The 12,112-nt window shown below is 44.4% G+C and carries 10 protein-coding genes; 1 reads left to right on the top strand and 9 read right to left on the bottom strand.

The window, feature by feature from the left end; all coding sequences use genetic code 11:
* Window positions 1-18: 18 nt before the first annotated feature.
* From leuD to VQ00_RS10135, 9 genes are all read right to left on the bottom strand, one after another.
* Window positions 19-618 (bottom strand): 3-isopropylmalate dehydratase small subunit, encoded by a 600-nt coding sequence (gene leuD / locus VQ00_RS10180; RefSeq protein ID WP_046180028.1) that lies wholly within the window; start codon window positions 616-618, stop codon window positions 19-21.
* A 14-nt stretch (window positions 619-632) separates the two neighbouring features.
* Entirely contained in the window at window positions 633-2,045 is a 1,413-nt protein-coding gene (gene leuC, locus VQ00_RS10175; protein ID WP_046180027.1) for a 3-isopropylmalate dehydratase large subunit, read from the bottom strand.
* A 99-nt stretch (window positions 2,046-2,144) separates the two neighbouring features.
* Window positions 2,145-3,254, bottom strand: coding sequence for a 3-isopropylmalate dehydrogenase (gene leuB / locus VQ00_RS10170; RefSeq protein WP_046180026.1), 1,110 nt, complete (start codon window positions 3,252-3,254; stop codon window positions 2,145-2,147).
* Window positions 3,255-3,303: 49 nt separating this feature from the next.
* Window positions 3,304-4,320 carry a ketol-acid reductoisomerase gene (gene ilvC, locus VQ00_RS10165; protein ID WP_046180025.1) on the bottom strand — a complete coding sequence of 339 codons (1,017 nt, stop codon included), beginning with the start codon at window positions 4,318-4,320 and terminating at the stop codon, window positions 3,304-3,306.
* A gap of 38 nt (window positions 4,321-4,358) precedes the next feature.
* Window positions 4,359-4,883 (bottom strand): acetolactate synthase small subunit, encoded by a 525-nt coding sequence (ilvN, locus tag VQ00_RS10160; RefSeq protein WP_046180024.1) that lies wholly within the window; start codon window positions 4,881-4,883, stop codon window positions 4,359-4,361.
* Window positions 4,880-6,619 carry an acetolactate synthase large subunit gene (gene ilvB / locus VQ00_RS10155; RefSeq protein WP_082091531.1) on the bottom strand — a complete coding sequence of 580 codons (1,740 nt, stop codon included), beginning with the start codon at window positions 6,617-6,619 and terminating at the stop codon, window positions 4,880-4,882. The genes ilvN and ilvB overlap by 4 nt, the downstream gene beginning before the upstream one ends.
* Before the next feature lie 398 nt (window positions 6,620-7,017).
* Window positions 7,018-8,685, bottom strand: coding sequence for a dihydroxy-acid dehydratase (gene ilvD / locus VQ00_RS10150; RefSeq protein ID WP_046180023.1), 1,668 nt, complete (start codon window positions 8,683-8,685; stop codon window positions 7,018-7,020).
* Between the two features lie 241 nt (window positions 8,686-8,926).
* Window positions 8,927-10,885: a transglycosylase domain-containing protein gene (locus tag VQ00_RS10145; protein ID WP_046180022.1), complete on the bottom strand. Its 1,959-nt coding sequence runs from the start codon at window positions 10,883-10,885 to the stop codon at window positions 8,927-8,929.
* Between the two features lie 305 nt (window positions 10,886-11,190).
* On the bottom strand, window positions 11,191-11,370 hold the full coding sequence (locus tag VQ00_RS10135; RefSeq protein WP_046180020.1) for a twin-arginine translocase TatA/TatE family subunit: 180 nt from the start codon (window positions 11,368-11,370) through the stop codon (window positions 11,191-11,193).
* Between the two features lie 296 nt (window positions 11,371-11,666).
* Here VQ00_RS10135 and VQ00_RS10130 point away from each other — a divergent pair, with 296 nt between their 5' ends.
* The gene (locus tag VQ00_RS10130; protein ID WP_046180019.1) at window positions 11,667-12,086 is read left to right on the top strand and encodes an arsenate reductase/protein-tyrosine-phosphatase family protein; all 420 of its coding nucleotides are present in this window, start codon (window positions 11,667-11,669) and stop codon (window positions 12,084-12,086) included.
* The last annotated feature ends 26 nt before the right edge of the window (window positions 12,087-12,112 follow it).

Here is a 12,112-nt window from a genome sequence, read left to right as displayed (position 1 = left end):
GGAAAGGTCTTTTTTTATTTAACTGTATTGTTTCCCATACACTTTTTCTTCAAATTGACCAATACGCTCTTCGGCTGACAATGTAACCGAGATTTCATCCCAGCCGTTTAAAAGCATCTTTTTCCAGTAAGGATCAATATCGAAATGAGCAGTAAATCCACTATCATCTGTTACAGACTGTTCTTCAAGATTAATATGAAGCTTAAAGCCCGGCACAGATGCGCGTTCAAGCAGTGTTTCCACTTCTTTATCTGCTAGTTTCACAGCCAAAATGCCGTTTTTCACACTGTTATTGTAAAAAATATCGGCATAGCTTGGCGCGATAATGATGCGGAATCCGTAATCCAAAAGCGCCCATGGAGCATGCTCACGTGAGGAGCCGCAGCCAAAATTTTCACCGGCAACTAAAATTTCAGCATCCGCAAATTTCGGATCGTTTAAAATAAAGTCTTCGCGCTTGTTACCATCATCATCAAAGCGCCAGTTGTAAAAAACAAATTGGCCAAAGCCTTGGCGTTCGATGCGTTTTAAAAATTGTTTCGGAATAATTTGATCAGTATCAATGTTTGTCCGGTTAATTGGACAAACAACACCTGTAAATTGATTAATCGGCTCCATGAATTCTCCTCCTTTTATTGATTTACGCCAGATAATTCGCGAACGTCTGTAAAACGACCCATAACTGCTGCCGCTGCCGCCATCGACGGGCTGACAAGGTGTGTACGTGCGCCATTCCCTTGGCGCCCTTCAAAATTACGGTTTGATGTCGATGCACAACGTTTGCCCGGTGGTACAACATCGTCATTCATGGCAAGGCACATTGAGCACCCAGATTCACGCCACTGGAATCCAGCTTCTATAAATATTTTGTCAAGCCCTTCTGCTTCCGCCTGGTGCTTCACCGTTTGAGATCCCGGCACAACAATCGCTGTTACATGGTCTTGTACTTTACGGCCTCTTGCCACTTCTGCCGCTGCGCGTAAATCACTCAATCTGGAGTTCGTGCATGAACCGATAAAAACATAGTCAACTGAAATATCTGTTAATTTCGTGCCGGCTTCAAGACCCATATAATCGAGTGCAAGGCGAACGGATTCTTTGTCTGCTTCGCGATCGAATTCGTCTGGGGACGGAACAAATCTGGAAATGCCACTGCCCATAGATGGGTTCGTGCCCCAAGTCATTTGCGGTTCAATGTCTGCTGCATCGATTTCAAGTGTTTTGTCATATGTTGCCCCTTCATCTGTCGCAAGAGCAAGCCAGCGCTTAGCCGCTTCTTCAAATTCTTCCTCCGACGGTACATACCGGCGGCCGCGTAAATATTCAACAGTTGTCATGTCCGGGCTGACAAGACCTGCGCGGGCACCCGCTTCAATCGACATGTTGCAAATTGTCATGCGCTGTTCCATTGAAAGTGCACGGATTGCTTCACCTGTGAATTCCATGACGTAGCCTGTACCGGCATTAACGCCAAATTTTGCGATAATCGCCAAAATAATATCTTTTGACTGAACACCAAAGCCTAATTTGCCGTTTACTTTGATTTGCAACGTTTTCGGTTGCTTTTGCCAAATCGTCTGCGTCGCAAGAACGTGTTCAACTTCACTCGTTCCAATACCAAACGCAAGTGCACCAAATGCACCATGTGTCGATGTATGGCTGTCGCCGCAGACAATCGTTTTACCTGGCTGTGTAAGGCCAAGCTGTGGCCCAATGACGTGAACAATCCCTTGATCCGGATGATCAATATCAGCGAGTTCAATGCCAAACTCACGGCAGTTTTGCTCAAGCGTCTGCATTTGTATTTTAGAAATCGGATCATTTACGATATGACGGTTAATGGTTGGGACGTTATGGTCCATTGTGGCGTATGTTAAATCAGGACGTCTCACACGGCGTCCTTTCATGCGCAATCCTTCAAATGCCTGTGGCGATGTAACTTCGTGGACAAGGTGCAAATCGATATAGAGCAGATCTGGTTTCCCTTCTTCTCTGCTAACAACGTGGTTTTCCCAAATTTTTTCGATAACCGTTTTTTTCGTCATGTTACAGCCCCCCTCTTATGTGCATTTTGATAAAAAACGAGGACCCCGCCTTTCCCTGCCATTATTTGCAGGAAAAGGCTGAATCCACGCGGCGTTTCTTTACATGTAAACAACTTCATTTGCAGAAGCAGGTGCTTCATCTGCAATACGTTCTGTGACAAGCTCAATCATTTTATCCGTACCGACAACCGTACTGCCTTCAATTTGTAGATCCGGTGTGCAATATCCATCATTTAAAACAGACTGCACAGCGCGTTCAATCGCTTCACCTTCTGAGCGCATATCGAGCGAATATTTCAGCATAAGCGCTGTTGATAAAATCATCGCCAGCGGATTGGCCTTGTTTTGGCCGGCAATGTCCGGCGCTGAGCCATGAACCGGCTCATACAGCCCAAGCCCGCTTTCTGATAGACTCGCAGATGGAAGCATGCCGAGTGAACCGGTGATCATTGACGCTTCATCACTTAAAATATCGCCGAATAAGTTTTCCGTCACAATCACATCAAACTGTCCTGGACTTGAAATAAGTTTCATTGCTGCAGCATCAACATACATATGGTCTACAGTTACATCCGGATAATCCGCTGCTTTTTCGTTGACGATTTCACGCCACATACGGCTTGACTCCAGCACGTTTGCTTTATCAACTGACGTGAGCCGCCCACCGCGCGCTTTCGCAAATTCGAATGCTTTTACAACGATCCGTTCAATTTCTGCCCGTGTATATAAAAGGGTATCGACCACAACCTCATTGTTGTCACCACGGCGTTCACTCGGCTTTCCAAAATAAAGGCCGCCTGTTAATTCGCGAACGATCAGCATATTCACATTTCCGGCAATTTCAGGCTTTAGCGGAGAAGATTGTACAAGAGTTTTAAATGATGGAATCGGACGTAAGTTGGCAAATAAGCCAAGTTCTTTCCGAATCGCAAGCAGGCCGCGCTCAGGACGTTCTGCGGATGGCAGGCTGTCCCATTTAGGACCCCCTACTGCACCAAGCAAAATCGCGTCGCTGCTTTTCGCAAGTGCAAGCGTTGAATCCGGCAGCGGCGTCCCGTGCGAATCAATCGCGGCACCTCCAATATCAGCATATTCCAACTCAAATTCGTGGCCAAAGCGTTTTCCAACCGCTTCAAGAGCGGATGCGGCGCCTAATGCGATTTCCCGGCCAATCCCGTCGCCCGGCAAAATGGCAATTTTCTTCTTCACGTAAATCCCTCCGTCGCTTGAAATAACTTCTTTAAACAATGAAAAACTTTTAGTTTTTAACGCTTGCTGCTTGTTTGTTTTGTTGAATGAACGGCATCAATGCACGAAGCTCTTTTCCGACAACTTCAAGCTGATGCTCGCTTTCGCGGCGAGTGATCGCTGTAAATTCCGGACGGTTCAATTGGTTTTCCTGCAGCCAGCCTTTAGCAAATTTACCTGTTTGGATATCTGTTAATACTTCTTTCATACGTGCTTTTGTTTCCCCTGTGATAACGCGTGGTCCTGATACATAGTCACCCCATTGTGCTGTATCAGAGATTGAGTAGCGCATGCCTTCAAGGCCGCCTTCATACATAAGGTCAACGATTAATTTCAATTCGTGCAGGCACTCAAAGTAAGCAATTTCCGGCTGGTATCCAGCTTCAACAAGTGTTTCAAATCCAGCTTTTACAAGCTCAGCTGTACCGCCGCAAAGAACGGCCTGCTCACCGAATAAATCTGTTTCTGTCTCTTCACGGAATGTTGTTTCAAGAATACCCGCGCGGCCTGCACCTACACCTTTTGCATAAGCAAGAGCGATGTCTTTTGCCTGGCCTGTTACATCTTGATAGATTGCGAATAATGCCGGAACACCAGCGCCTTGCTCATACGTACGGCGAACGAGATGACCTGGTCCTTTTGGAGCTGCAAGGAATACATCAACATTTGCAGGCGGCACGATTTGGTTAAAGTGAACGTTGAAACCGTGAGCAAATGCAAGCGCGTTGCCTTCTTGAAGCTCAGGCTCGATTTCTGCTTTGTAAACAGCTGTCTGGTATTCATCTGGAAGAAGGATCATGATGATATCCGCTGCAGCACTTGCTTCGCGAACTGTTTTCACATCAAACCCGTCAGCAGTTGCCTGATCAAATGATTTCCCTGGGCGAAGACCAACCACTACGTTTACGCCGCTTTCACGAAGGTTCAATGCATGCGCATGTCCTTGTGAACCGTAACCGATAATTGCTACCGTTTTATTGGAAAGTACCGCTTCGTTAATGTCACCATTGTAATAAACTTTTGTCATTTTTTTCATCCTCCAAAAATTGTTTGATTTTTTTTATTTTAATTTAAAATAGAAAACTGTTTTGATTCCGCTCCAAGACGCTGTGATCCGCGTTTAATTGCTGTTTGTCCTGTGCGGGCTACTTCTTTAATTCCATAAGGACGAAGAAGCTCAATCATCGCTTCGATTTTATCGAAGTTTCCGACAACTTGAATTGTGACGCTGTCTTTAGCCACATCAATGATCGTGGCACGGAATGGTTCGATGATAACATTAATTTCCGCACGTGTCTGCGGTGTCGTCATCACTTTAATGAGAGCAAGCTCACGCGTAACGATTGCCTGCTCGGTAATATCATTTACTTTAAGCACGTCAATTTGCTTATTCAGCTGTTTGACGACTTGCTCAACCATCCGGTCATCTTCAACTTGTATAACGAATGTCATTTTTGACACGCCTTCTGTTTCAGTAGACCCGACAGTAATGCTTTCAATATTAAACTGGCGGCGTGTAAATAATCCGGTGATCCTGTTTAATACACCGCTCTGGTTTAACACGGTTGCTGTTACAATTCTTCGTTTCACTGCGGTTTCACCCCGATCATTTCATGAATTCCTTTGCCTGGTGCGATCATCGGGTAAACCATTTCTTTCGGCTTAATGCGGCAATCGATCAAAACAGGCTCATTGTCTGTCAGCGTTTCACGCATTACTTTTTCTGCTTCTTCTTCTGTTGTAACAACATAACCGCGAAGGCCATACGCATCAGCCAATTTTACAAAGTCCGGCTGAACCGGGATCAATGACTGAGAATAACGCTCCTCATAAAACGTTTCCTGCCATTGACGAACCATGCCAAGTGCCATGTTATTGTAAATGATAATTTTAACCGGCAGCTTTAATTCCGCCACAAGTCCAAGCTCCTGCAAAGTCATTTGGAAGCCTGCGTCACCGGCTACCGCCACGACTGTTTTATCCGGCTTTGCGATCTGTGCGCCAATTGCGGACGGAAAACCGAAACCCATTGTGCCAAGGCCGCCTGATGTAACCCATTGATCCGGTTTGTTAAATCCATAATATTGCGCTGTCCACATTTGATGCTGGCCGACGTCTGTTGTTACAACAGCATCGCCATCTGTAATATCATGAATCAATTTCATAAGTGACTGTGGTGAAATACCATCGTCGTTTTCTGTGTTCCATAGCGGATTCTCTTTTTTATCCTGATCAAGTTTGTCACGCCATTCTCCTGCATTCGGTGCTTCAAAATCCAAGCTAAGGATTTTTTTCAACGCCTCTCTAGCATCTGCAACGATCGGAATATGCGTCGGTACGTTTTTGCCGATTTCAGCTGGATCGATATCAATATGTGCAACCGTTGCATTTTTCGCAAAATGAGCCAGGTTTCCGGTTAAACGGTCGTCAAAACGGGCGCCAATGTTAATGAGCAGGTCCGCTTCGTAAAGTGCTGTATTAGCTGCGTGTGTTCCATGCATACCACCCATTCCAAGAAATAATGGATGACTGGCTGGAAAACCGCCAAGCCCAAGCAGCGTATTAACAACCGGAATTTGCATTTTTTCGACAAATTGAAGCAATTCTTCTGACGCTTTCGCATGAAGGACGCCTGCACCTGCCAAAACAACCGGCTTTTTCGCTTGTGCTAATGCGCCGCGCAGCTTTTTCACTTGCAGGCTGTTCGGTTTAAAGTTTGGCTGGTACCCCGGCAAATTCAGTTCATCGACAAATTCCGCGCTGCCTACTGTTTGAGCAATGTCTTTTGGAATGTCGATTAAAACAGGACCTGGGCGGCCGGTTGTCGCAATATGGAACGCTTCATGAACGATTCTCGGAAGGTCTTCCATTGAACGAACCTGGTAATTATGTTTTGTAATCGGCATTGTAATCCCAATCACATCCGCTTCCTGGAACGCATCAGATCCGATGACGCCTGTTGCAACCTGGCCTGTAAACACAACAAGTGGAATAGAATCCATCATTGCATCTGTAATGCCTGTCACTAGGTTTGTTGCACCAGGACCTGATGTTGCTAAAACGACGCCTGGCTTACCAGAAACACGCGCATACCCTTCAGCAGCATGAATTGCCGCCTGCTCATGACGGGCAAGGATGTGACGAATTGGGTTTTTGTAAAGTGCATCGTATAATGGAAGAACTGCTCCTCCTGGATAGCCAAACATTACTTCTACATTCTCGTTTTTTAACGTTTCGATAAATAAGTCAGCACCGTTCTTCGGTTCAGCCGCTTTTTTTGCTTGATCGTCAAACTTCATTTCTGCAGCTTTTGCATTTTGACTCATGTTTTTCCCCTCCAAATAATGGTTTGTTGTCCGTATTGGCAAGAGGTTCCTTCTTCACAATGGGTTAAATACCCGTTTTAAAGCAAAAAGAAAAGTCCTTTCACGCCTGCGACTGCCTAAACAGAAACGCAGGGGTGAAAAGACTTTGTTTCTTTCCACGGTACCACCCTGATTCACGAATTTTCTTGCAAAAACCCGCCTTATGAACCGATTACCGGTTCGTTTTGGTAACGGGTGGCCAGCACCCGGCTTTTCCTACTGGATGACGTTCAGAAAAGCACTCAGAGGGGATGTCGCGATTGGATGCACTCCCGGCTCTCAGCTATAACCGGTTCTCTGTGAAATGCAGTTCCTATCACTTTTTCCTCGTCAACGTTTTATATGTTTTGACGTATATATTAAATTTTCATAACTCCACCAGTGTTGGCAGATGTGACAAGCTTAGCATAACGTGCCAGCCAGCCTTTTTTAATTTTCGGCTCCGGCTGTACAAACCCCGCACGGCGCGCTGCTAGTTCTTCATCTGACAAATCGACATTTAATGTGCGGTTTGTCAAATCTATTTTAATTTTATCACCATTTTGAATGAATGCAATAGGTCCGCCTTCTGCCGCTTCCGGAGAAACATGACCGATTGAAATCCCGCGTGAAGCACCAGAGAAACGTCCATCTGTCATAAGCGCGACTTTTGTTCCAAGTCCCCGCCCAGCAATGGCTGATGTTGGTGTCAACATTTCCGGCATTCCCGGTCCGCCTTTTGGTCCTTCATAACGAATGACCACAACGTGTCCTTCTCTGACTGTTCCGTTGTTAATATTTTCGATTGCTTCATCCTGTGATTCAAATACAATTGCTTCACCATTAAATGTTTTAATAGAAGGGTCTACTGCTCCTACTTTAATAACTCCGCCAAGCGGCGCAATGTTCCCGTACAAAATCGATAATCCACCGACTGGGCTGTATGGATCTTCTTTTGTGCGAATGACCTTCGTGTTTGTAATGTGTGCATCTTTTACATTCTCATAAACAGATTTGCCTGTGATTGTAATACGATCACCGTCAATACCATTTTCAAGTTCACACAGCTCACGAATGATCGCGCTGATTCCGCCAGCTTTATTGACATCGTCCATCGTATAATCGGATGCCGGACTGATTTTTGCCAAGTATGGAATACGGTTGGCTACTTCATTAATACGATTTAAATCATACTCAATTTCCGCTTCATTTGCAATGGCTAATGTATGAAGAACAGTGTTCGTTGATCCACCCATTGCCATATCAAGTGCGAACGCATCATCAATCGCTTGTTTGTTTACAATGTCACGTGGTTTTAAATCATTTTCAATGGCGTTCATTAAATACTGAGCCGCTTCTTTAATCAAGCGATGACGTTCTGGGCTGGTTGCAACGATTGTTGCATTTCCCGGTGGTGTAAGGCCAAGCATTTCCATTAATGAGTTCATGGAATTGGCTGTAAACATACCGGAACAAGACCCGCAAGTCGGACAAGCGTTTGTTTCAATATCAAGCAGCTCTTCCGCTGACATTTTCCCTGATAGATGAGCCCCTACGCCTTCGAAAACAGACGTTAGTGTTAATGGTTTCCCTGTGGATGACACGCCGCCTTCCATCGGGCCGCCTGATACAAATACGGCCGGTACATTTGTCCGTACAGCAGCCATCAGCATACCCGGTGTGATTTTATCACAGTTCGGAATGTAGAACACACCATCAAACCAATGTGCGTTAATTACTGTTTCAGCTGAATCTGCAATCAATTCACGGCTTGGAAGAGAATATCGCATTCCAATGTGTCCCATCGCAATGCCGTCATCCACACCGATCGTATTGAATTCAAATGGAACCCCGCCTGCTTCGCGAATTTCTTTTTTGACCACTTCTGCAAATTTATTAAGGTGAACGTGTCCGGGAATAATATCTATATAAGAGTTGCATACTCCAATAAACGGTTTATGCAAATCTGCTGTTTTCACACCGGCTGCATACAACAAACTGCGGTGCGGGGCACGTTCGACTCCCTTTTTAATCATATCACTGCGCATTGTATCTCCTCCAAGATGATTCACCTTTAAAATTGCCGATTAAATCTGTAAAAATCGTATATTTAATCTGAAAATTAAGTTTATATTGTGGTCAATGATACCCCTCTTTCCATGTTTGGTCAACACCTTTTCTGTCAAATTTTCTGACAAGGTGAAATTATTTTTTTATAAAAATATTTGAAAGCGATTTCTTTTTTTATTTGCATAGTAAAAGCCGGATGTCTCTCCATCCGGCTCTTGTTTAAAACCATTCATTCCATTTTTCAATAACACCATCATACCAATGTTCTTCTGCCGATTCTGCTTGATCATCAATGGCATCTACATCAAATGATGCTTCGCCAATATAAGGAAGAATCTCTTCCACTACTTCTCCGAATAAGGGGACTGCCCCATCTGAACTGTTCGTCGTTAAATAACTCGTTTCGCTTACTTCTTCGACTCCAACCCAGACAGCTCCAACTAAATTCGGTGTGTATCCAACGAACCATTGATCCTCTGTGCCTTCAATCCCTTCAATAGGCACTTGAGTTGACCCTGTTTTACCGGCGATATCCACACCTGATACCTGCGCCCGTTCACCTGATCCCCGTTCAACGACGCCTAAAAGCATTGATGTCATTTGGTCGGTTATTTCTTTTGATGTTACATTGACTTCTTCCGGCTCCCATTCCGGGTCAACTTCACCATCCGGACCGACAATTTTTTGAATGAAAAACGTTTCTTTGCGGACTCCATCATTTGAAAATGTAGTGTATGCTTCCGCCATTTGCAGTGGAGACACGCCAGGTGTTATGTCACCAAGCGCCATTCCTAATTTGGCATTTTCCACTTCCAGACCAAATCGCTTCAATGCGTTTACGCCTTTTGATACCCCTATTTGGTCAAGGAGCCAGACAGCCGGAATATTCGCTGATTTCTCAACCGCCCGGTACATCGGAAGTTCCCCTTCATAAGTACCGCCATAGTTTGACGGAGAATAGGCGCCTTCGCCTTCACCAAACGACATTTCCTTATCGACAAGCATATCTGTCGGTTCGTATCCTTCTTCAAGAGCAGGCGTATAAACAGCCAGCGGCTTGATCGTCGAACCTGGTGATTTTTTCATTTGAGTAGCAAAGCTAAAACCGCGGAATACGTGCTCACCACGCCGTCCTATCACACCAAGAACTCCGCCTGTTTTCGGGTCGACTAACACCGCAGCACTTTGAGAATCTTCTCCACTGACGGTTTCAGGAAAAACCGAGCTGTTTTCATACACCTGTTCAAGACCTGCCTGTACATCCTGGTCCATAGACGTATAAATGTTATATCCTTGTGTTAACAAATCATCCTGTGTTAAGCCGTAACGTGAAATGGCTTCATTAATAACGGCATCTGCATAATGCGCATATTTCCCTTTTAATGGATCACCGCTTGTATCCTTCAGCGTTACGTCCATATCCGCCGTTTCATTGGCTTCACTCTTCGCCATATAGCCGTGCTTCACCATTTGGTTCAAGACAACTTTGCGGCGTTCAAGCGCGTTATCCATATGATCAATTGGATTATATCGCGATGGCGCTTTAACCATGCCTGCAAGCATTGATGATTCAGCACGCGTTAATTCTGATACATCTTTGCCGAAATATTTTTTTGACGCATTTTGAACGCCCCATGCTCCATTCCCAAAATAGCTTGTATTCAAATACATTTCTAAAATTTCTTCTTTTTTGTACACTTTTTCAATCTCAATTGCGAGGAATAGCTCTTCTACTTTCCGGCGATATGTTTTTTCCGGAGACAGCAGGGCATTTTTTGTCAGCTGCTGGGTAATCGTACTCGCTCCCTGCACCCGTGACCCCGCCATAACATTTGTGAAAACAGCGCGAAAAATGCCTTTCACGTCAAATCCCCCGTGTTCGTAAAAACGGTTGTCTTCAACAGCAACAATTGCTTCTTGCAAATGTTCCGGCATTTTTTTAATAGATACACTGTCTGTCCGGTTAGCGGAAAGCTTGCTTGCTTTTTCCCCATTCCGATCGTAAATAATGGTCGATTGCGACAATCCCTGCTTCAACGTTTCCACATCAGCAGATTTCATAAAATAAAAGCCAGTGCCGAGCCCCGCCAAAACCACGATCGCAGCAAGCAAAATAACCATTTGGGTCAGATGAAATTTCCGCCAAAGGTTTTGAATTATTCTGATGACTACTTTCATTATGTCTTGTTCCCTTCTTCATGATACGTGCGACCTTTTCTCATTGTAAGCACATTTCGCCAAATTGCAACGAATATGAATGAAAACCGGCTTATCTGCCTATACGAATCAGGCGTATAAAAAGTTGCATTCTATTTATCCAGAACTTCACACAGAAAAAATGGATTCAGAACATGCTTATGTGAATCGCCGGCTCGATCAAAATTGTCCTGAGAAAACCGTAGATCATCAAGCTGTCGAAAACGGATGCTTGATCGGCATGATAGATTCAAAATAAACGAGCAGCGGATAAATCCGCTGCTCGTTTATTTTGAATCTATTTTCTTTTTCTCATCATTGTCATCGTCCATGACATTTTTCATCCCCCGCTTAAATTCATGCAGCGTCTGTCCGGCTGCACGCCCAAGCTGCGGCAGTTTTTTCGGTCCAAATAACAACAAGGCGACAATTAAAATAATGGCGACTTCGCCAAATCCAAGATTCATGATGCCGTTCCCCTTTTCTTTATATGTGCTATTTCATTATAGTCGAAAAATTGTTTTTTGAACATAAAAAGAGAAGCGGACGTATATCCGCTCCTCTTTTAACATTCCTCTCGGTGCTGCTTCCTTTGTAAATTACCCCTCTTCTGAAAAACATAATTTTTTGCTCGATGCAAAGAAAAGGAATTCAGAACCAATACATAGGAATTATTACTTACAGCTATTTTTCAAATGAAGCTTAACGTTATAAAAATGGGGTATAAAAGAATATAACCACCACATCAAAGGGGTCAGCAGTCATGAAAAATAAAACAATTTTATTCCTGTCACCGTTTAATCATTTGAGCATGATGGCAGAAGGGTGGGCGGCACGACTAAATGAGCCGTCCTGGAAAGTTGTAAGCGCTGCTTGTATGAATGCAGGCTATGACGCCCTTCCTGTCGAAGCGATGAAAGAAGTAAATATTGACATCGAGAGCAAAACACCGTATTCGCTAAAGCCTCAGCTTATGAAAGAGGCAGACATTGTCGTTGCCATCTATGATTTTCAGCGTGATAGTTTACCAGTGCTTCATGATGAGTCGAGACGAAAGGTAGTGTGCTGGAATATACCAAACCCCGTACACTGCGATCAATTAACCGATCGCTGGGCGGCTTACCAAGAAGTGTGCGATGAACTCGCGGTAAAAATGCAGGAGCTTAAAAAACAACTTATATAACTTTCCGCCTTTGCCCATTTAATAGC

Origin of the sequence: Domibacillus tundrae, from assembly GCF_000970675.1 — a bacterium.
Classification (GTDB): Bacteria; Bacillota; Bacilli; order Bacillales; family Domibacillaceae; genus Domibacillus; species Domibacillus tundrae.
Note: the sequence above shows the minus strand (reverse complement) of the source record. Positions and strands in the feature narration are given on the sequence as shown.

Bases quoted from the DNA above. Each gene is read 5' to 3' on its own strand.
- leuD (WP_046180028.1), bottom strand. From the start codon at position 618: ATGGAGCCGATTAATCAATTTACAGGTGTTGTTTGTCCAATTAACCGG.
- leuC (WP_046180027.1), bottom strand. From the start codon at position 2,045: ATGACGAAAAAAACGGTTATCGAAAAAATTTGGGAAAACCACGTTGTT.
- ilvC (WP_046180025.1), bottom strand. From the start codon at position 4,320: ATGACAAAAGTTTATTACAATGGTGACATTAACGAAGCGGTACTTTCC.
- ilvB (WP_082091531.1), bottom strand. From the start codon at position 6,619: ATGAGTCAAAATGCAAAAGCTGCAGAAATGAAGTTTGACGATCAAGCA.
- ilvD (WP_046180023.1), bottom strand. From the start codon at position 8,685: ATGCGCAGTGATATGATTAAAAAGGGAGTCGAACGTGCCCCGCACCGC.
- VQ00_RS10145 (WP_046180022.1), bottom strand. From the start codon at position 10,885: ATGAAAGTAGTCATCAGAATAATTCAAAACCTTTGGCGGAAATTTCAT.
- VQ00_RS10135 (WP_046180020.1), bottom strand. From the start codon at position 11,370: ATGAATCTTGGATTTGGCGAAGTCGCCATTATTTTAATTGTCGCCTTG.
- VQ00_RS10130 (WP_046180019.1), top strand. From the start codon at position 11,667: ATGAAAAATAAAACAATTTTATTCCTGTCACCGTTTAATCATTTGAGC.